Here is a 19,444-nt window from a genome sequence, read left to right on the forward strand (position 1 = left end):
AGAAATGTCGCTAAAATCAGACGATCCGAACTACTACGCGCACATGTACAACAGGATGGGAGGCCCGGACGCCGCAACTTCGGGCCGCAAGATAAGGATCCTGGACAGCACGCTCCGGGAAGGCGAGCAGCACCCGGGAGTCAATTTTACCATAAAGCAGAGGATCCAGATAGCATGGATGCTCGACTCTTTTGGCGTCGACCAGATAGAGATAAGCCCGGTAGTCTCGCCGGACCACGTTGAAGCTACAAAGACGATAATCAAGCAGGGCCTGCGCGCAGACATTGTCGCACACGTGCGTGCTATCAAATCGGACGTCGACATTGCGATAGGCTGCGGCGCGACGTGGGTCGCAACCTACATGGGAATTTCCGACATTCACCTTGCGGCAAAACTAAAGATTAGCAGGGAAGAGGCCAAGATACGTGCCCTTGAAGTGGCGGACTACATAAAGTCGCACGGGCTGAAATCGCGCTTTACAATGGAGGATGCAAGCAGGACCGAGCCAGAGTTTCTCATCGACATGTGCAAAGAGATGAACAAGCGCGGAATCGAAAGGATAAGCATCCCCGACACGGTGGGAATCATGCGCCCGCGGGGCATGTTCAGCTTGGTCAAGATGGTGTACGACAACATTGACAGGTCCAGGACATCGCTTGACGTGCACTGCCACAACGACGTGGGGCTTGCCCTGGCAAACGCGCTTGCTGGCTGCGAGGCAGGAGCGGATCAGATACATACCACGATAGACGGCTTTGGCGAGCGCACCGGAATCCCGGCGCTTGCCGAGACTGCCGTCGCGCTCTCGCTCATATACAAGGCCAACAACGACCTGCGCCTGCACATGACAAAGGACTTGTCAAGGACGATGTCAGAGTACATAGACCTTGGTATCCCCGAGTCAAAGCCGATTGTAGGCGACAGCGCGTACAAGCACAAGGCCGGCACGCACCTTGCAGCGATACTGCGCAACCCGGCGGCGTACGAGATACTGGAGCCAAAGGCGGTAGGCAACAGGCGCAAGATAGTCTTTGGCGAGCTTGCAGGCAAGAACGGCGCGGCGTACCTGCTGTCGCTTCTCGGCCTTGAAACAAGCAAGCACGAGGCAGAGCAGCTGGCAAAGGGTCTGAAGGAACTTCGCATGGGCGACATCCTCGAACTGTATCTGGACGACAGGCTGGAGAGAAAGATACTTAATGACGCGCCGATGAAAGTAGGGCAGAAGGAGTAGGAAGCAGAAGAGATGGTCAACTGTCCAGAATGCGACGCAGAGGTCAAGATTCCCGCCGACTCGATAGAGGGCGAAATAGTCACGTGCCCCGATTGCGGTGCCGGCTACGAGCTGGTAAAGGCAGCTTCAGGGGGCTTTGACATAAAACCAGCTCAGGTTGTCGGCGAGGACTGGGGTCAGTGAGCTCGGGTAGCGGAAATCCCCTTACCATACTGTACGACACTATCCGCTGGGAGGAAAAGTCCCTAATAGAAGCGGCCAAGAAAAAGGGCGTCGAGACTGAAAACATCGACGTCAAGAACCTCACAATCCGCCTCGACGACGGCAAGAAATACTCCGGCAGAGTGGTTCTCCAGCGGTCAGTGTCTTATTTCAAGAGCCTGCACGCGACAGCCGTGCTTGAGGGCCTTGGCGCAAGCGTGATAAACCCGCTCAGGGTCGCAAGCATCACGGGCAACAAGATGTTTGCCCACATGGAGTTCCAAAAGGCAGGCGTCAACACGCCAAAAGCAATTGCAGCATTTTCAGAAGAATCCGCAGCAGCGGCGCTTGAAGAGTTTGGCTACCCCGCGGTGATAAAGCCGACGGTCGGCAGCTGGGGCAGGATGATAGGGCTTTTGCGCGACAGGGACGCGGCGCGTGCGGTCATAGAAGACAGGGAGCACATGTTTCCGCTGTACCACATCTATTACTTTGAAGAGTTTGTGAAACGCCCTCCGCGCGACATCCGCGCGATCGTAGTCGGCGATCATGTAGTTGCGGCAATCTACCGCTACTCGGGCGACGGTGAGTGGAAGACCAACATGGCCCTTGGCGGGCGTGCAGAGGTCTGCCCGGTCACAAAGGAGCTGGAGGACATTTGCATGAAGGCGACACGCGCAGTTGGCGGCCAAATAGTCGGAGTCGACCTGATGGAAAGCGACAAGGACGGCCTCATGGTCCACGAGGTTAACAACACGACAGAGTTCAAGAACACGGTGCGCGTGACGGGCGTGGACATACCGGGCCAAATGGTTGATTACGCCCTTGCATTGAACAAAAGGTAGAGAGCAAGCAGAATTGGTGTCGCCAAGCTACGCTGTCGAGCTTTTGCAAAAGGCGCTAGAACTATACACGCCTTCAAGGTCCGAGGCCGCGCTTGCCAACATGATAAAGGACAAGTGCACGAACGAGCTCGGCTTTGAGCAGGTGAACATCGACAGCGTCGGAAACGTCATCGCGTCAAAGGGAGCCGGCGAGCCCCGCATACTCTTGTGCGGCCACATGGACACCGTCCCAGGACAGGTGCCGGTGCGCATCGAGGACGGCTACCTCTACGGCAGGGGGGCGTCTGACGCAAAAGCTCCCTTGATAGCTATGCTCCTTGCCGCATCGCAGTTTCCAAAGCAGAGCGGCACCGTGATTTTTGCTGGCGTTGTCGACGAGGAAGGAAACGCGACAGGAGTAAAAAACTTGGTAAAGAGCAAGATAGGGCTCGACTACGCCATGTTTGGCGAGCCTTCGGGCATCGATAACATCACGATTGCATACAAGGGCAGGCTTGCCATACGCTTAACGTGCGATGTCGGAGACAGCGCGCACGCAAGCGCGCCTTGGCTTGCGCGAAACTCGATTGAAGAGATGCACGATTTCTGGCGCGCAATCAAGGCAGAGATTGAAAGGGTTGGGACTGCCGACAGCAAGGCCAATTCCATCAGCTGCACGCTGACAGAGATAAGCGGAGGATCGAGCCACAACGTGACCCCGCAAAAATGCAAGATAACGATAGACATGCGCATACCCACGGTGACGACCTGCCAGAATGTGCTTGACACTGTGGACGATGTCATTACAAAAGTCGCAAAAGAAAAAGGGGTAAAAGCCACCTACAGGATAGAGGACAGGACGGACCCGTTCGAGGCGGACCATTCTTCGGCGCTTGTCCGGGCACTGTCGCTTGGCATTCTAGATGTCCGCAAAAAGAGGCCAGTGCTCCTGCGTAAGACAGGGACGGGCGACATGAACGTGCTTGGCAACACCTTCAAGATACCCGTTGTCACGTACGGACCCGGCGACCCGCACGCTTCGCACACGGCAGACGAGCGCGTCAATGTTGAAGAATATGTCAACAGCATAGAGGTGTTCAGCAGGGCGCTCTTTCACATGTCGCGCATACACCACATCCGCAAGCAGAACGGCGGTAGCAGTGGCGACAAAAAAAGCAAGTAACAAATCATATAGGCGCCGCCACGCTCTACCTCTCATAATATGCTCTGGTTGGTAGGCGCAGGCATCAGCGGCCACATGGGGCTCAGCCTTGAGGCGGTGCAGGTGTTGAAAAAGTGCGACATTGTTTTCATTGAAAGGTTCACAAGCGCCCTTGCGGACAGCGACCTTGACGGGATAAACACAACAATCGGCAAGAGCGCAAAACCCGTGCAGCGCTGGTTCGTAGAGGACGGCAGGGAGATACTTGAAGCCGCAAAGGAAAAGCAGGTGGCGCTTGTCACCTACGGCGACCCGCTTCTTGCCACTACCCACACCGAGCTTCGCGCGAGGGCGGCAAAGGCGTCGATAAAAACAGGCGTCCTGCACGCCGCGTCCGGCATAACGTCAATCATGGGCGAATGCGGCCTGCACATGTACAAGTTCGGCAGGACGGTCACGATGATGTCAGAGCCAAAGTCGGCGATGAGCGTCTACAACACGGTGTTTGACAACCTGCTTTCTGGAAGCCACACACTCATCCTGACTGAATACAGCCAAGACGAAAAGACGGGCGCGCCGTTCTTTCTTGATCCTGCTACCGTGCTAAAGATGCTCCTTGACGCCGAACGCGACCTGCGCCACCGCGTATTTTCAGAAGAGACGTTCGTAGTCGTCGCATCAAGGCTTGGCTCTGACGACTCGCGCATAGTGTCAGGGAAAATAAAGTCGCTTGCCGGCGTCGGCTTTGGCACTGGCCCGCACTCTGTCATCGTGCCGGCGAGCCTGCATTTCACGGAGGAGGAGGCCCTTGAAGCGCTGACCGTGTGCCTTGACAGCCCGGCGGACAATTCGGCGCAGGTAAAGCGCATTTCTGCGCAGATGATAGAGCGCTATGCGCCAAAGGCAAGGGAGGCGGTCCGGCACATGCGAGACATCCTGCGGAAGGAGGGCGAAAGCAAGGGTATGCACGAAGTGCTGGACAACGCCGAATACTATATCGACGACGCCGAGCGTTTCTTGCGGCAGGGCAAGCACGAGCTTGCGGTCCTGAGCATCGGCTATGCTGAAGGGCTTGTGGACGCGTTGAGGTTCCAAAAGGGAATCAACCCATGGAACCCCTGAAGTGTAGTTATATATGTGGCAAAAATGCTGCAAAGAAACGTGTCGATAGAAGCCCTGAACCTTCTCCGCGAAGGCAAGGTACAAGAGTTCAACGCGTGGAGGATGAAGAACCTGACTACGAAACTGGACCTCACCGGCGAAGATTTTACGGGCAAGAACATCGCCGGCGCGTACCTCAACGGCGTGGTGGCGACAAACGCCAACTTTGCCAGGGCGAACCTTTCAGGCGCAAACTTTGTACAGTCCGAGATGAGCGGCGCAAACTTTGAAGGTGCAGACTGCAAGGAGACGATTTTCATGTACGCAGATATGAAGGGTGCCAAGCTTTCCGGCGCCGACGCCACGAAAGCCAATTTCATGTGGGCCAACCTGTCCGGCGCAGACATGGGCGCAGTCAGGATGTCGCAGACGGTGTTTGTAGAGGCAAACATGCAGAACGCCAACGTGGCCGGCTCTGACAGGATGGGTGCGTATCTGAAATACGCCAAGCTGGACGGAACCCCCTGGAACGAGAAGCACTAATTAGGACAAACGTTTATTAATTAAATCCAAGCCAGTTTTTGGCATATGGCGCAGAATCCTCCACTACCGCCAGGAGGTAAGGTGTCAAGGCGTGACTTTTTAAAGCTCATGGCCGCTGCAGGCACCGTCATGACGTTTACGCCGTTTGTGGATTGGGGCAAGTTCCTTCCAAACCCCCAAGGAAACGTGGGCGAAAAGCAGCCCGTAGAGCTTCCAGACGGCAGTCAGGCAACGGTTAAAGATTTTCCGATTAACCATTCTGAGGCTATCATATACCCCAAGAGCAAGGACGCAGTCCTCAACAAAGAGGCTTTCCGCACCTGGCAGTTCATCAGGCTGCCTCCAGAGCTTGGCGGCGACAAGACCGACGCTTCTGCTTTCCGCGCTTACAGCATGGTGTGCCTCCATCTCTGGTGCCTCTGGAAATACTTTCCAGACACAGGCCGCAAGAGGGGAGAGTGCCCCTGTCACGGTAGCATGTACGACCCATTCACGGGCAAGGCATTTGCAGGACCGGCTTCACTCCAGGGCCCGCCCTCAAACGTGCTCCCAAGGCTAGACCTAGAGGTCGACAAGGACGGCAAGATATGGATACTGCCTCCGACATGGAGTCCGAATAAAAACGGGATTGTTGGTTATGGGCGCTTCCTTAACGTATGAGAACAGTCTGACGAGATTCTTCCGGTGGATGTACGCCGGGGTAGAGCGAACCATATTCATGGGAATGAAGTTCACGTTCCCAGGAAGGTTCGTCAGCCCGCTGGGCTTCCTCGGAATGCTGACCTTCGTCGTATTCATCATCCTGGGCATCACCGGCGCGCTTCTCATGCTCTGGTACGAGCCAATCCTCGACAGGGCGTGGAACAGCGTCAAGAACATCAACGACACCATCCCCTACGGGTTCCACATACGCAACATACACTACCACGCTTCAAACGGCATGGTCATGCTCGCCCTGCTCCACATGTACTACCAGTACTTTAGCGGCAGGTACAAGATCAGAAACGAGATCCTGTGGGTTACAGGCATCATACTGGGCGTGCTCACCATCCTTGAGGCGTTCACCGGCTACGACATCATATTCTCAGAGCGCGCAGAATTGGCAATCTCGATTGCGGCTTCGCTCACAAACTCCATACCTATCATGGGACCGCAGATGCGTGAAGCGTTCTTTGGCGCAGGGTTCCACGACTTTATCCTGCGCTTTTACACATTCCACGTGTTCATGCTGCCTATCGCGCTGCTGGGCCTCATGGTAGTCCACTTCCCCAGGTTCCTGGTGTTCGACGTGCCGATGGTCATGGCAATCTCGGGCGCAATCATGCTCACAGGAGGAGTGTTCCCAGTAGGACTCGGGCTCCCATTTGATCCCCACGTTCCTCCGGGCATTACCGTGCCAGAGTGGTACCTCACTGGCCTGTACGCATTCCTCAGGACGATGTACGACAAGTTCGTCACAGGCGTCGCGTGGCCGGGCCTGTTCATAGGCGCACTACTACTCGTACCGTTTGTCGACAGGTACAAGAAATTCTCCTGGAAGGACAGGCCGATCGTCACCGCGGTAGGCATTACCAGCCTTGCGCAGATATTGGTTACCACGTACTGGGGATTCTACATTGACCCTGACACGCACAAAGCGCTGCTGGAGAGGCTCGTCATCGACCCGATATTCTTCTATCTGGTCATGATATTGCTGGTGCCGCTCTCGTTTGGCTTTACATACATGATGATAAAGCTGGCCAAGCACGCAGAGGCAAACGCCAAGGCGCAGCCCAAGAAGGCGGGCAAGTCCTCGATAGAGCTTTCGCAAAAATGGCTCTACGCCCTGTTCGTAGTGCTCATCGGGTTCCAGGTGTACCTAAACATCGCCGCGTACTATGCGATGCTTGACGGGATGAAGAACTACTCGCTGTTCATAGTAGGCATCATGATGCTGGTCTTTGCAGGCATGTTCCACCTGTACAGGTACGGCAAGGCACAGGCAAAGGCTCCACCGCCCAAGCCCACCCCGCCGGCACCCAAGCCAGCGGCAGCGCCTCCAAAGCCGTCTCCGGCGACACCGACGCAGGAAAAGCCGCTTGCAGCTCCACCGTCTGCTACGCAACCGGCGGCCAAGCCTGCAGAAAAGCCGGCACAGCTCCCCCCGCAAAAGGCCGCGACTTCATCGACTTCTGGGCCTGCCCCGGGAGCCAAGACGGCAGCAACAACAACAGGCACAACAACAGCAGCAGAAAACAACCCAGACATCAAGGGCCCGAAAAACCCATGACGGCTCAACAAACAAACTTTATATGTGAAAATAAAGCCACGGTGATCAGCAGATGACAAACCAGATGTCAAACCACGCCGGCGGCATCAGCATCATCGCGTTCGTCATCGCAGTAGGCATAAGCATGGCCTATTACCAATACATGTATGTCCCGGCGGTAAACGCCAAGCCAATCTTGCCGGCGGCAGTGCTGCATCCCGCAGAGAGCCTGACAGTCAAGATAACCCCAGGCTCTTCGGTCCAGTCAAACCCCAAGTTCTTTGACCCAAAGGACATACGCTCTGCACTTGGCACAAACAACCACATCATCTGGAAGAACACCGATGAAGTCCCCCACAGCATCACTAGCGACGAAGGGTACAAAGACAAGATAAACGGCAGCTTTAACTCCATTGACACAATCGGTCTGGTTCCTCCCGGAGCCACATACGAGTTTACGTTTACGGCTATAGGCACATACCATTACCACTGTGAGCCGCACCCGTGGATGCAAGGCTCTGTCGACGTAACAGAAAGCTTCGCCTAGTCAGTCAGCAGATTAGGCGCTCTTTTTTACTACTTTTATGTAGGCAATGTCGGAAAAGATTTCCTTATGCTCCTGGATGAGAGTCACGCGGAACTTGACGCTTGTATAATCTCCTGCAGGCACGTGGTTCGTCGACGAAACAAACTCTACTACAATCCTGCCCTTCAGCTCGTCTTTGAATATCGACAGTCGGGCGTACGGGTGCTTGATCTTTTTGCCATTTAGCAGACTGTACGTAAAGATGTCGCTTGAATTCTCTATCTGAGAGTTTATTACCACGCTGTCCCACCTGCCGGCATAGTTTATCACGATAGTCCCATGCAGTTCCTGGCCGGCGGCCACCTCTTTTTCTGCGAGCGAGATTGCGACTTCGTTTGCCAAGACGGGTACCGGCACGCATAGACGAGGATTTAAACTAACTAATTCCAGCTGTTTATCTAAAATCGTTGAGCAATGTAATAGAAAAGCAATCCTGCGATGAATGTCGATGTCGTTTGCTTGCCCGACGTGCGAAAACGCGGTATACGAGTACCGCGACGGCCGCTGGACAGAGTGGATATGCTGGCGCTGCGGCCACTACCAGGCAGACACGCCGGCTTTTGTCTCGCAGCCGGACTTGTACCGCGACATCGTGCGCAAGAACGGCAGGTACTTTATGCAGAAATACGCGCGCTATGCATCATCAACAGTGGCGGCAAGGGCAGTGCGCAGCCCCGGCAGCCTCACATAGCATTACGATAACAACAATAGCCGCACCCCGGGCGGTCTGCGTATATACGAGTTTTGTGTTGAATAGCCCATGCCCGAGATTCACCCCCAAGAAAACGAGCAGGCTGTCCTGCTTGGAGAGTTTGGATCGCTCGGCCTGTCTTCAATCAGGCTCAACGAATTCAACGATAACGCCGAGCTCCGTAGCTTGGCAAACGGCATCAAAGAGGCATTTCTAAAGGAGTACTCTAAAGGGCCTGAATAGTGCACATACGCATGGCGCTTGTCAGTGCAGGCCGGCAGTAGCTATCCTCGTTATCTTGCTCTCTTTGGGGTACAGCGTCTGTCCCACTTCTTTGTATGTCTTTAGAAATCGCCTGCCACTCTCCGTCGTGCGGTACACTCCTTCTTTGGGGGCGTATTCCAGCATTCCCCTATCTACCAGGATTTCCAGGTATTCCTTCAGCTGCGGGAACGAGATAAAGGCGCTGTACATTATCCGTGTCTTTATCGCCCCGCCCTGAGCTATCTCAAGCATGGCCGAAGCGATATCCATTCTACTCCTGTTTTTCATAAAAGACCTACGAAATTATATTTTAAAAGAGTGTTGTACTGGCCGGCAGTACTTGCGCGACGGGTGAACAATTCTACTAAAGACAATAACAGCCGGCTTTGCCGCCGTTTTTGACCGTATAACTATATTAACTGACTGGAGGTAGAATTATAGACAAAATCTGTTGCAGGAACAAGCTATGCCGCAGCGGATGACAAAGGTCAACGGGCTTGCCACAAGATACCTCGACTACGGCTCCCCGGCCAGGGGCGCCAAAGACCTTGTCCTCCTGCACGGCCTAGGCGCCTCGGCGGAGCGCTGGCTCCTCGTGGCACCCACTCTGTCAAAGTATTACCGAGTGATAGTGCCGGACATTGTTGGCTTTGGGTATAGCGAAAAGCCCACGGTGGAATACACCATGGACTTTTTCGTTGATTTTTTTGAGGGATTTTTGCAAAACCTCGGAATTGAGAGGCCGCACCTAGTCGGCTCATCCTTTGGCGGCCACCTGGCAACCGAATACGCCATCCGCAACAGGCGCAAGATAGACAAGCTGGCGCTTGCCTCGCCGGCGGGCATTATGCGCACTTCGACTCCAATCCTTGACCAGTACATAATGGCCGCGCTTTACCCCACGTACGAAAACGCCCAAAAGGCTTTCCGCGACATGGCAACCGACCCTTCCATAGTAGACGAATGCACGGTGACGGATTTTGTCAAGAGGATGGGCCTGCCAAACGCGAAATACGCGTTCATGTCGACGCTCCTTGGCATGAGGCACTCGCAGCCGCTCCGGGGCAGGCTGTCGTCGGTAATCGCGCCGACCCTGATAGTGTGGGGCGACGGCGACAGGATGATACCGGTCCAGTACGCCAAAGAATTCAGAGAAGTGCCAAACAGCGAGCTTGTGGTGATAAAGGACTGCGGGCATACGCCCTACGTCGAAAAGCCGATGACCTTTAACAGGATACTGCTAAAGTTCCTTGCGGGAAAGGAAGAGCTAGAGTCATCTCTCAGCTAGTTAACCGTCGGATTTTTTCCTGCGGCGCTCTATTGGGATCACTATCACCTGCACCAAGTCGCCGTCTTCGATGTCAAGCGCCTGCCTTTCGGCCTCGGGTATAGAGATCCTGCCGCCGCTCTGGACCGTTGTCTTGAACATGGCGTTGTAAAAGCTCAGGCCGCGCAGCATGGCAAGGTAGTTCTGCATCGCGTCTGCCTGCATTGCGGAAAACTGCCGGGCAAAGTCCTTCTGGGCCTCGCCACCCTTTTCCATCGCCTTCTTGAAAGCCTCGACGGGATCGGTCGGGTTGTCGTTGCTACTGCTACTGCTCATTTGCAGGCATGTGGGGGTCGGGTCATTTATTTAACGTTTAGCGGCACAGAAAAAAAGTTCAATAAGCCATGCCCCAAGAAGCAGCACAGATTGAGACAGCCGCCGCTCCTTGCCCGTTTTGACCCCGAGACAAGCGTCAACAGCGGCCAGGTTTTTCTCTGGGAAAAGGCAGGGCAGGCATGGTACGGCATACACGCAGACAAGGTAGTCAAGTTTTCAAGCCAGGATGGCGCGCCCGTCTTTTCATCGTTCCCGGAAGAAAAAGACATCGAGCGCAGCATGTTCCGGCTCGACGACGACATGGATTTGATATTTGCAGAGATTGCCAAGGACCCGCTCATGCAGAGGCTAGTTGCGTCGTACCCCGGGCTCAGGCTCATGAGGCAGGACCCCGCGCAGTGCATCATCTCGTTCGTGTGCGCAAGCAACACCAACATACCTATGATAAGGCGGATGCTCGGCACACTTTCAAAAAAATTCGGCCAGAAAATAGTCGCCGACGGCAGGGAATTCCACACTTTTCCCTCGGCGAAGGCACTTGACAGGGCTTCTGAAAGCGAACTTCGCGCATGCGGCCTGGGCTACAGGGCAAAGGCGATAAAAGCGGCTGCAGGAGCAATGGCAAAAGGCTCGCTCGACCTTGATTACCTGAAAAAAACAGGCTATGACGAGGCCAAAGAGGAGCTTTTAAAGGTGTACGGCATTGGCCCCAAGATAGCAGACTGCATACTGCTGTTCTCGCTTGAAAAGCTGGACTCCTTTCCGATAGACGTCTGGATAGCGCGTGCCCTTGCAAGCCATTACAGCTGGCTTGCAGGCAAGAAGATGAGCGAAAAACTGACGGGACGGCAGTACGCAAAGGCGTCAGGCGCCACGCGGGGCTACTTTGGCAGGTACGCCGGCTATGCGCAGCAGTTCCTCTACTACCACATGAGGCAGGACGCGGGCAAAAAGTGGTAATGGCTGTCCCTATTGCGTCAGGTCGATGATGGTCCTCTTTATGACCATCTTGGCCTGCGGCGAGACGTTGTATGTTTCAAGAACGGCCACAGGGTCGCGTATGAGGCTGTTCCGAAATTCGGGCTCGCTGGCTGCCTTGAGCAGAATCTCGCTGATTATCTCTGCTTCCTTTTCTTTTGGCTCCAAGCATCTCCCTCAGAGCGACGCAAGTATTTAATTCTAGTGCACAATTCGTGCATCAACAAAATGGTCGCTGTTTGAAAAGTATTGTTGACTTGCCGCCATAAAGCAATTCCAGGATTGTTCTTGGTAGAAAAGCGTTGGCGGTGGGCATAGAGCTCGTAGGGGACCTCGGGTACTTGCTTCTGATATGCGCAGGCATTGGCGCGCTGGCGTACATCTTCAAGCAGCCGATGATCCTGGGCTTTCTCGTCGCCGGCATACTCATCGGCCCCTTTGGGCCGTTCAAGCTCATTCACGACACTGCCATGCTCAACAGCTTTACCGACATTGCAATCGTGCTCCTGCTCTTTGGCGTCGGCCTCTCGTTTCCCCTCAGGCAGCTGCGCGCAATAGGCAAGCTCGGGACCGGCATCGCGGTTATAGAAGTGCTTGTCATGCTCGGGATAGGCTTTGCGGTGGGCGCCGGCCTTGGGTGGTCGTTCTACGACGCCATGTTCCTAGCAGCCGCCCTTTCCATCAGCTCGACTGCGATAATAGTCAAGGTGCTGGAGGACATGGGCAAGATGGAAGCGACTTCTTCCATACTCATGATAGGCGTCCTTGTCATAGAGGATCTGGTGGCAGTCGTCATGATAAGCGCCATGCACGCCGGCGTGGTCAGCGGATCGTTTGATTTTGTGCAGATTCTTGAGACAATCGGCAAGATAGGGCTCTTTATCGGAGGGACGATTGCCGCAGGAGTCATCCTCATGCCCAGGATATTTGCGCTCATTGCAAAACTGGAGCGCTACGAGATAACAGTCATGTTTGCCCTTGGCACCGCCTTTGGGCTTGCGTTTCTTTCCAACGAGCTGGGATTTTCAGCCGCGACGGGCGCGTTTCTCGCAGGAGTCATCATCGCCGGCACGAGGTTCTCGGAGCAGGTGTCAAACCTCATCACACCCACCAGAGAGATATTCACCGCGATATTCTTTGTGACCATCGGCGCGCTCATGGATCTGTCAACCATCTCGCTTTACTGGGTGCCCGTCGCCGTGATTACCGCAGTCACCGTGCTTGGCAAGATGGGCGCGGTCTATGCCGGCGTCAGGGTGTTTGGCTTTGAAAAGACGTTTGCAATCGGTATCGGCCTGAGCATGGCGCAGCTGGGCGAGTTTTCATTCATCGTGTTAAAGACAGGACAGGACCTTGGAGTGGTGAGCCCGTTCCTGTTCCCCATAGTGGGCATGGTAGTCGCGCTGACCACATTTATCGGGCCCATGCTGGTAAAGCTGGGCACAAGGGCAGTCGCAGTCTACGAATAGCTACTATATACCAAGCTCTGGAAACGACGCCTGTTTTACCCCAAGTTCGCCCTGTAGGGTGCGTATCTTGGTCGCGTACTCTTTCATCTTGCTGCTGTCTCCCTGCACCTTGGCTATCTTGTACCCCCTCCACGCCTTTTTCAAGGCCCCCCACGTCTGGCCCTTTGTAAAGTTGCCGCGAGAACTCATATGTGTATATCCCAAGCAAGCGAGAGGCGCGCATGGATATAAGATTTGTTAAAGAATGTTAACCGACTTTGTTGGTTGAAAAAGGAAAAAGAGGTAGGAGGCAAAGAGAGCCTCCAAGTCGTCACTTACTCTGTCACGTACGCCCTCTCGCCGTGCTGCGCAAGGTCGAGTCCGACTTCCTCTTCCTTTGGAGTCACGCGGATGCCGCCAGGCCACACCACGTCCATTATCTTGATAATGACAGCGGTGATGCCCATCGCCCACGCAAGGGCTGCAAACGCCCCGACCGCGTTCTGGTACAGCGCCGCTGGGTTGCCAAACGCAAGGCCATCGTGTCCCCATGGTGTGAATCTCTTTTCTGCAAAGATGCCCGTCAAGAGCGCGCCAGCAAGGCCGCCGACACCGTGTACGCCCCAGGTGTCGAGCGCATCGTCCCACTTGCGCTTGTTCTTGAATGCAACAGCGGCGTAGCATATAATCGAGGCAATTATGCCTATGATTATTGCAGACATGGGCGACACAAAGCCTGACGCCGGCGTGATTGCCACCAAGCCTGCCACTGCGCCAGAGGCTGCGCCGATTGTAGACGGCCTTCCTGTATGGGCCCACGAGATCAAGGCCCACGTGACTGCTGCCATGCCTGTTGCAATCTGGGTTGCGACAAACGCGCTTGTTGCATTCGTTGCAGCTGCCGCTGCCGAGCCGGCGTTAAAGCCAAACCAGCCTGTCCAGAGCAGGGCGGCGCCAAGCACTACGAGGGAGATGTTGTGCGGCTCCATCGGAATCTTGCCGTAGCCCAGCCTGCGGCCCAGCATTAACGCTATGACAAGCCCGGACCAACCTGACGTGATGTGGATGACAGTTCCGCCTGCAAAGTCTAGCGAGCCAAATGCCCCACCCCAGCCTGCGACATATCCAGGATTTCTGCCATAGTTGTCAGGCGCAATTTGCCATGTCCAGTGGGCTGCAAAGTCGTACACAAAGGTAGCCCATATCACGATGAATATGATAAAGGCACTGAACTTCATGCGTTCTGCGACTGCCGCAACGATAAGCGCAGGAGTGATGATGGCGAACATCATCTGGAATATCATGTAGGTTTGGTGCGGGATTGTAAAGCCTGTAATGCCTCCGTACGCGTTTGACGGGACATCGTGGAGAACGTTTTGCAGTCCAGCCCAGTCAAGCGTGCCGATAAAGCCATAGCCGCCTGCGTCAGGGCCAAATGCAAGACTGTATCCATACAACGCAAACTGGACGGCAATCACGCCGGTCGTTATGAACACCATGTGCAGTGTATTCACCGCGTTCTTTTGCCTTGCAAGCCCTCCGTAGAATATAGCCAATCCTGCGGGTGTCATCATGAGCACGAGCGCAGAGGATGTCAGCATCCACGCGTTGTCGCCCGTATTAATCTCACATGGAATCAGATCTCCGTCGGCTGTCTTTTTTAAAGTCTTGTCCTCGTTTGTCTGCCAGCAGTGAAATGGCACGGCAGGGTCATTTTCTTTGTAGGCCAGCGCAGTACCTGCCACCGTCGGGGCGACTAGTACTGCAACGACAGCAACTAGACCCAACAAAGTGACCTTGGAACGAAGTAAAGTCTTTGCTTTACTGTCTGCATTCATGGAGGTCAGAGCGAGAAGGTTTGAATAAAAGCATTTAGTTGAATTTTCCAACGCTTGCAAGTATTTTGAATTATCTTTAAATGCAAGCAATTATCTAAAAGCTAATTTATTCGCTATTTATCGTAGTTTTTCAATTTTATGACATGATTCTTTATATCATCCTCACGCACGCACGGCGGCTACTGCGCCTTTGAACATAAATATATGCGCAAGAGGGGTAATGAGCAAATGGCCGGCGGCCTAGACATCGACTCTGCAGTACGTGACTGGCAGGACTGCGTGGTCAGGCACGTGGTGTCGGCAGACGACCATACCAAGCTTGCCGAGCACGCGCTCAACCTTGCGAGGATACTTGCGTACCCGGACCTGGACGTGAAGGCGAATTTAGCTAGCATCGACGAGATGGGCGCCAAGGTTGCGCACGCGCTGAAAAGCAAGGGCATAACCAGGCCGACTCTGACAATCGAGCAGATAAACGAATATTTGTTTAGCGACCAGAAATTCAGGCCAAACACGGACGATTATTACAACCCGCTCAACAGCTACCTGAACGTAGTGCTGGAGCGCAAGGCCGGAATCCCGATAACGCTTTCAATAATTTACATGCGAATCGCGCAGGATGCTGGGTTTCCCATGCTCCCCGTGACCTTTCCGGCGCACTTTTTGCTAAAGCACGTAATGGAGGGCGACAACGGCGAGATAATCGTCGACCCATTCAACGGAGGCAGAATAATGGACGACTATGCGCTAAAGGCGCTCCTTGAGCGCTCGTACCCGCACCAGAACATCGCCATGACGCACGCGTTCGTGGAAAAGGCCACGAGTGCGCAGGTGATGACAAGGATGCTCAACAACCTAAAGAGCAGTTATTATGAAGCGCAGGACATGGAGCGCTACGAGGTCGCAAACGAGATGGTGCTCGCTATTGATCAATACAATCCTGACGCGGTACGCGACAGGGGAGTCGTGCTCCTGAAGAAGGGTAAGACGGAAGAGGCGCTTGACGCGCTCAACGCGTACCTCGAAATCGACCCCGAGGCAGAGGACGCTGACGACGTGCTGGACGTCATCAGGCAGATAAGGGCAGGCACGTACGGGAAGAAAGAAGAAGAGAGTTGAATTATTGCAGACCAAGTACTTGATGACAGGCGTCGCGCTTGTCGCAGTTGGAGGCAGTCTGGCACTCTTTTTGAACCTTCAGGGCTATGCGTGCCTTTCGCAGCTTGCATCAATAGACCGCTCGACATACCCGCCAGCGGCCCTTGACGAACTGGAGCGCAACTGCTTCATCGTCACAAACTCGTACGTCTACTCGCTCTTTGCAGTTGTCGCTGGCGCCATAGTGCTTGTGGTTGGATACAGGAAAAAAAGGCGCGATAACTAATAAAAGCTCCCGGCTCGTGCAGGTACATATATGTCGAGGCTGCCTCTCGTGGACTCGCTTGAAAAGATAGCAGGCGAGGTCGCAGGCTGCCCGAAATGCAAGCTGGCAAGGACCAGAAAGAACGCGGTGCCCGGCGAGGGCCAGCTTGCAGCAAAGGTGATGTTCATAGGCGAGGCCCCGGGGAGGAGCGAGGACGAGAAGGGCAGGCCGTTTGTGGGCGCGGCAGGCAAGATACTTGACGAGATGCTTGCCAAGGCCGGCATCTCGCGCTCTCAGGTCTTTATCACCAACGTGGTAAAGTGCAGGCCGCCGAACAACCGCGTGCCAGAGGACGACGAGGTGCAGGCGTGCACGCCGTACCTCGAGCGGCAAATAGCCCTGATAAGGCCCCGGATAATCTGCATATTGGGCCGGACCGCGTACTCGTCCATCCTAGGCGGCGGGTCGATAACCGCAAACAGAGGCAAGATAATCGAAAAGGCTGGACAAAAGTACTTTTTGACGATACATCCTGCGGCAGCGATATACAACAGGAGTATGCTTTCGCTCCTTGAAGCCGACCTGAAAAAGCTGGCAAAGGAGATAGGTGGCGGAGGAGGAGGCGAAACTGACGAGGGCAAAGAAGGTTCGCTGGAGGATTTCATGTGATCCTTGCCAGGTCGTTCTACCAGAGGTCCACGGCAGAGGTCGCAAGGGACCTGATAGGCAAGGTCTTGGTGCGCAGCTTAAACGGAGGCCGCAGCAGCAGATTGTCAGGCGTGATAGTAGAGACAGAGGCGTACGGCCATGCAGACGACCCTGCAAGCCACGCCTGCCGCGGAATGACGGAGAGGAACAGGGTAATGTTCGGCGAAGCGGGGATTGCGTACGTGTATTTCACGTACGGCAACCACCACTGCGTCAACGTATCTGCAAGAAACGGCGCGCCGGCAGGCGCGGTGCTCATCCGGAGCATTGAGCCGGTGGACGGCATCGAGACGATGAAGAGGCTGCGGGGACTCGACGACGCATATTCGCTCACTACCGGCCCGGGCAAGCTGGCGCAGGCCATGAAGATAACCCGCAGTCAGAACGGCGCAGACATGACCGACCCTGATTCGGAGATCATGATAGAGGATGGCCCCGCAAGGCCGGTGGTGATAGCCACGGCAAGGATAGGGATAAGCAGGGCGACTGACAGGGAGTGGCGCTTTATCGACCCGTCAAGCGCTTTTCTCTCAAGAAAAAGAGCAAGGCCAGCTAGCTTGCAGGTAAAATAGAGCTCCTCGACCTGTTTTTTACCGCATTTTTTGAGCATTGTCATGCAAGGACCAGCAGCGACATACCACATTACGATGGACGACGAAAAGCTCGGGGTAAAACCAGAGATTCTGTTTCGGATTTACGGCCAGATAGAGGCGCAGGCCAAGGATTCTGCGCCGGCGCAGATCAGAAACGAGTTGCGCATATCGCAGGACGCAAGGATAAAGACGAGGTTCTATATCGCAGTGTCAGACAGGATGGCACAATACCTGATAGGAGCCGTGCAAAAGCAGGCCAGCGGCGACGCGACCGGCCTGAGGTCGTACTTTTACAAGCTGCAGGAGCAGCTCATGGCCCAGATGTTTGCTGGCGCCAAGGACACCATAAACATCTCACTCAGGTAGGCTTTTTCTCTATCGAGTGTTCGTACACGTGCTCTATGGCGGCAAGCATCTTTTTGCCACCCGCCCCTGTTTTCAGCATGGCGGCTATCGACGAGCCGCCTGCGCCCACGCCTTCTTTCACGAATCCTCTTGCAAACGCCTGCAGGCCCGGTTTTTTCGATTTTTCAAGGTGCAGGTCGCACGCAAGGACAGGCACCTTTGGCGACACCTGCTTCACAAGTCCGGCAAGGTCTGCAGAGCTGTCTTTTGCGACGTAGGCGGTGGTGCCTATGCAGACATTATCGGCAAGCGGTATCGAAAGCTCCTTCATGACTGCAAGCACCGCGGTCATTTGCGTGCCTCCGGCAAGCATGACTCTGGTCCCTGCCTCCAGCGCGCCAGCGGCAATGCCTGCCACCGACGGCAGCATCGGGTCGCCCACCAGAGACATTGCCTCAAGCGACGGCACTCCCCCGGCTGAGATGCGGGCGCGTTCAAGCGCCGACTGGACGACCTTGTTCTTCAGGCCGTGAGGGTTTTCCGGCATGCTGCTGCTGACCTTGAAAAGCGCGTCTATCCCAAGGGCGCTCAGCACCGCAAGCGCAGTCGTGGTGCCGCCGGGGATGCTCTCTCCGATTATCACGAGGTCCGACGATCGCGCAAGCTGCCTGCCCAGCGCGTGGCCGTATTCAAGCGCCCTCTTTACGTCTGAAACATCCATCGCGTTTTCCTGCGCAATGTTGCCTCCAGGCTTTACTCCAAAGGACATGCATGGAATGTCGGGCTTGACCTTTGTCCCGGCCTCGACTATTAGAAACGGGATTTCGGCAAGTTCTAACGCAGCCCTTGTTATCACCGCGGGAGTAGGCTTGCCGTCAGGAGTAGCAGGGACGCCGGGGATGCACTTGCAATAGCCATAGTGCAGAAACTCGGCATCCGCCGGCGACGTGTATTTCACAAGCTCCGGGTTTGCTCCGGCCACCGTCAGCCCAGGGGTCTCACTTGTCGCCGTGTGCGAGATCACGCAGCAAAAGAACGGGTTTTTTGCGGAAAACTTGCTTGCCGCCTGCCTGGGCCCGATTACGTCGTCTTTTTTCATCTAATCGCCGTGGCCCATGAATTCAAGGAACTCTTGCTTCGTCCGAGGGGACAGGACGTAGTTGAATTTTTTCTCGTGTCCAATGGTCGAAGTCGGCTTTTGTCCATAGTCGTGACCGGGGTACATCAACAGGCGCTCGTCGAGTTTTGAAACTTTGCCAAACAGGCTGTCGTACATTTCCGCAGGGTCGCTCCCGGGTAGATCTGTACGGCCGCAGTTTCCCACAAAGAGCGTGTCGCCGGTAAAAACGAGCTTGCCGTCAAGCACGAGGCAGATGCTGTCCTTCGAGTGGCCGGGTGTGTGCACCACGCGAAGCAGTATTTCTCCCACCTTTATCGTGTCGCCTTCTTGCACTTCGATATCGCGTTCCAGCGCCGACGCCCTGTGCTGCACTATCTTTGCCCCGGTTACCTTGGCCACCTGCTCGTTGCCAAGCACGTGGTCGAAATGTGAGTGCGTGTTTATGACGTATTTTGCCGTCCAGCCGTTTCTTTTCAGCGCGTCAAACACCTTGTCGAGGTCCCAGGACGGGTCGATGACCGCCGCCTCGTCTGTTTCCCCGTCGTCGGCGATGATGTAGGTAAAGTTGGCCATCTGGCCGACGGGTATCTGTAGCAC

27 protein-coding genes are annotated in these 19,444 nt (G+C 55.0%); 19 read left to right on the forward strand and 8 right to left on the reverse strand.

Annotation, left to right across the window (positions count from 1 at the left end; translation table 11 throughout):
• The first annotated feature begins 4 nt into the window (after positions 1-4).
• The 9 genes from ACYOR7_RS06590 to ACYOR7_RS06630 are packed head-to-tail and all read left to right on the forward strand — an operon-like array spanning position 5 to position 7,857.
• The gene (locus ACYOR7_RS06590; protein WP_294805309.1) at positions 5-1,231 is read left to right on the forward strand and encodes a LeuA family protein; all 1,227 of its coding nucleotides are present in this window, start codon (positions 5-7) and stop codon (positions 1,229-1,231) included.
• 12 nt (positions 1,232-1,243) lie between these two features.
• Positions 1,244-1,414, forward strand: a complete 171-nt coding sequence (gene lysW/argW, locus ACYOR7_RS06595; RefSeq protein WP_294805307.1) for an alpha-aminoadipate/glutamate carrier protein LysW — start codon at positions 1,244-1,246, stop codon at positions 1,412-1,414.
• A complete protein-coding gene (gene lysX / locus ACYOR7_RS06600) occupies positions 1,411-2,277 on the forward strand; it encodes a lysine biosynthesis protein LysX (RefSeq protein WP_294805305.1) in 867 nt (288 codons plus the stop codon). The genes lysW/argW and lysX overlap by 4 nt, the downstream gene beginning before the upstream one ends.
• Before the next feature lie 13 nt (positions 2,278-2,290).
• Complete coding sequence (locus ACYOR7_RS06605; RefSeq protein WP_479913455.1) at positions 2,291-3,439, forward strand: M20/M25/M40 family metallo-hydrolase; 1,149 nt, start codon at positions 2,291-2,293, stop codon at positions 3,437-3,439.
• 39 nt (positions 3,440-3,478) lie between these two features.
• Entirely contained in the window at positions 3,479-4,540 is a 1,062-nt protein-coding gene (gene dph5 / locus ACYOR7_RS06610; protein ID WP_479913456.1) for a diphthine synthase, read from the forward strand.
• A gap of 39 nt (positions 4,541-4,579) precedes the next feature.
• Positions 4,580-5,062, forward strand: a complete 483-nt coding sequence (locus ACYOR7_RS06615; RefSeq protein ID WP_294805299.1) for a pentapeptide repeat-containing protein — start codon at positions 4,580-4,582, stop codon at positions 5,060-5,062.
• A gap of 45 nt (positions 5,063-5,107) precedes the next feature.
• Complete coding sequence (locus ACYOR7_RS06620; RefSeq protein WP_294805297.1) at positions 5,108-5,722, forward strand: Rieske 2Fe-2S domain-containing protein; 615 nt, start codon at positions 5,108-5,110, stop codon at positions 5,720-5,722.
• A complete protein-coding gene (locus tag ACYOR7_RS06625) occupies positions 5,700-7,331 on the forward strand; it encodes a cytochrome b (protein WP_479913457.1) in 1,632 nt (543 codons plus the stop codon). The genes ACYOR7_RS06620 and ACYOR7_RS06625 overlap by 23 nt, the downstream gene beginning before the upstream one ends.
• 52 nt (positions 7,332-7,383) lie before the next feature.
• Positions 7,384-7,857: a cupredoxin domain-containing protein gene (locus ACYOR7_RS06630; RefSeq protein ID WP_479913458.1), complete on the forward strand. Its 474-nt coding sequence runs from the start codon at positions 7,384-7,386 to the stop codon at positions 7,855-7,857.
• A gap of 12 nt (positions 7,858-7,869) precedes the next feature.
• On the opposite strand, the gene ACYOR7_RS06635 is transcribed toward ACYOR7_RS06630, so the two are convergent.
• A complete protein-coding gene (locus ACYOR7_RS06635; RefSeq protein WP_479913459.1) occupies positions 7,870-8,238 on the reverse strand; it encodes a hypothetical protein in 369 nt (122 codons plus the stop codon).
• A gap of 100 nt (positions 8,239-8,338) precedes the next feature.
• On the opposite strand from ACYOR7_RS06635, the gene ACYOR7_RS06640 reads away from it, so the two are divergent.
• Complete coding sequence (locus ACYOR7_RS06640; RefSeq protein ID WP_479913460.1) at positions 8,339-8,587, forward strand: hypothetical protein; 249 nt, start codon at positions 8,339-8,341, stop codon at positions 8,585-8,587.
• Positions 8,588-8,656: 69 nt separating this feature from the next.
• Complete coding sequence (locus tag ACYOR7_RS06645) at positions 8,657-8,830, forward strand: hypothetical protein (RefSeq protein ID WP_479913461.1); 174 nt, start codon at positions 8,657-8,659, stop codon at positions 8,828-8,830.
• Positions 8,831-8,851: 21 nt separating this feature from the next.
• On the opposite strand, the gene sso10a is transcribed toward ACYOR7_RS06645, so the two are convergent.
• Positions 8,852-9,139 (reverse strand): Sso10a family chromatin protein, encoded by a 288-nt coding sequence (gene sso10a, locus ACYOR7_RS06650; RefSeq protein WP_294805286.1) that lies wholly within the window; start codon positions 9,137-9,139, stop codon positions 8,852-8,854.
• A gap of 163 nt (positions 9,140-9,302) precedes the next feature.
• Here sso10a and ACYOR7_RS06655 point away from each other — a divergent pair, with 163 nt between their 5' ends.
• A complete protein-coding gene (locus tag ACYOR7_RS06655) occupies positions 9,303-10,139 on the forward strand; it encodes an alpha/beta fold hydrolase (protein WP_294805284.1) in 837 nt (278 codons plus the stop codon).
• Here ACYOR7_RS06655 and ACYOR7_RS06660 read toward each other — a convergent pair whose 3' ends face one another.
• Positions 10,140-10,454: an AbrB/MazE/SpoVT family DNA-binding domain-containing protein gene (locus tag ACYOR7_RS06660; protein WP_294805282.1), complete on the reverse strand. Its 315-nt coding sequence runs from the start codon at positions 10,452-10,454 to the stop codon at positions 10,140-10,142.
• Between the two features lie 90 nt (positions 10,455-10,544).
• Here ACYOR7_RS06660 and ACYOR7_RS06665 point away from each other — a divergent pair, with 90 nt between their 5' ends.
• The gene (locus ACYOR7_RS06665; protein ID WP_479913462.1) at positions 10,545-11,414 is read left to right on the forward strand and encodes a DNA-3-methyladenine glycosylase family protein; all 870 of its coding nucleotides are present in this window, start codon (positions 10,545-10,547) and stop codon (positions 11,412-11,414) included.
• Positions 11,415-11,423: 9 nt separating this feature from the next.
• On the opposite strand, the gene ACYOR7_RS06670 is transcribed toward ACYOR7_RS06665, so the two are convergent.
• Positions 11,424-11,600, reverse strand: coding sequence for a hypothetical protein (locus ACYOR7_RS06670; protein WP_294805278.1), 177 nt, complete (start codon positions 11,598-11,600; stop codon positions 11,424-11,426).
• Positions 11,601-11,740: 140 nt separating this feature from the next.
• On the opposite strand from ACYOR7_RS06670, the gene ACYOR7_RS06675 reads away from it, so the two are divergent.
• On the forward strand, positions 11,741-12,901 hold the full coding sequence (locus ACYOR7_RS06675; protein ID WP_294805320.1) for a cation:proton antiporter: 1,161 nt from the start codon (positions 11,741-11,743) through the stop codon (positions 12,899-12,901).
• A gap of 3 nt (positions 12,902-12,904) precedes the next feature.
• Here ACYOR7_RS06675 and ACYOR7_RS06680 read toward each other — a convergent pair whose 3' ends face one another.
• Positions 12,905-13,090, reverse strand: a complete 186-nt coding sequence (locus ACYOR7_RS06680) for a hypothetical protein (protein WP_294805276.1) — start codon at positions 13,088-13,090, stop codon at positions 12,905-12,907.
• Positions 13,091-13,215: 125 nt separating this feature from the next.
• Positions 13,216-14,718: an ammonium transporter gene (locus ACYOR7_RS06685; protein ID WP_479913463.1), complete on the reverse strand. Its 1,503-nt coding sequence runs from the start codon at positions 14,716-14,718 to the stop codon at positions 13,216-13,218.
• Positions 14,719-14,946: 228 nt separating this feature from the next.
• Between ACYOR7_RS06685 and ACYOR7_RS06690 the strand changes: the two genes are divergently transcribed.
• From ACYOR7_RS06690 to ACYOR7_RS06710, 5 genes are read left to right on the forward strand one after another with little or no spacing between them, the layout of a single operon-like run.
• Positions 14,947-15,837 (forward strand): SirB1 family protein, encoded by an 891-nt coding sequence (locus ACYOR7_RS06690; RefSeq protein ID WP_294805272.1) that lies wholly within the window; start codon positions 14,947-14,949, stop codon positions 15,835-15,837.
• A gap of 4 nt (positions 15,838-15,841) precedes the next feature.
• Positions 15,842-16,102, forward strand: a complete 261-nt coding sequence (locus ACYOR7_RS06695) for a hypothetical protein (RefSeq protein WP_294805270.1) — start codon at positions 15,842-15,844, stop codon at positions 16,100-16,102.
• Between the two features lie 30 nt (positions 16,103-16,132).
• Complete coding sequence (locus tag ACYOR7_RS06700; RefSeq protein ID WP_294805268.1) at positions 16,133-16,750, forward strand: uracil-DNA glycosylase; 618 nt, start codon at positions 16,133-16,135, stop codon at positions 16,748-16,750.
• The gene (locus tag ACYOR7_RS06705) at positions 16,747-17,361 is read left to right on the forward strand and encodes a DNA-3-methyladenine glycosylase (RefSeq protein WP_294805266.1); all 615 of its coding nucleotides are present in this window, start codon (positions 16,747-16,749) and stop codon (positions 17,359-17,361) included. Before ACYOR7_RS06700 ends, ACYOR7_RS06705 begins: the two co-directional genes overlap by 4 nt.
• 42 nt (positions 17,362-17,403) lie before the next feature.
• Positions 17,404-17,748 (forward strand): hypothetical protein, encoded by a 345-nt coding sequence (locus ACYOR7_RS06710; RefSeq protein ID WP_294805264.1) that lies wholly within the window; start codon positions 17,404-17,406, stop codon positions 17,746-17,748.
• Here ACYOR7_RS06710 and cobT read toward each other — a convergent pair.
• Together cobT and ACYOR7_RS06720 are read right to left on the reverse strand one after the other, a co-directional pair.
• A complete protein-coding gene (gene cobT / locus ACYOR7_RS06715) occupies positions 17,741-18,826 on the reverse strand; it encodes a nicotinate mononucleotide-dependent phosphoribosyltransferase CobT (protein ID WP_294805262.1) in 1,086 nt (361 codons plus the stop codon). The genes ACYOR7_RS06710 and cobT overlap by 8 nt on opposite strands.
• Positions 18,827-19,444: an MBL fold metallo-hydrolase gene (locus ACYOR7_RS06720; RefSeq protein ID WP_294805318.1), complete on the reverse strand. Its 618-nt coding sequence runs from the start codon at positions 19,442-19,444 to the stop codon at positions 18,827-18,829. It lies immediately after the preceding gene.

Source organism: Candidatus Nitrososphaera sp. 86-2 (assembly GCF_056726185.1).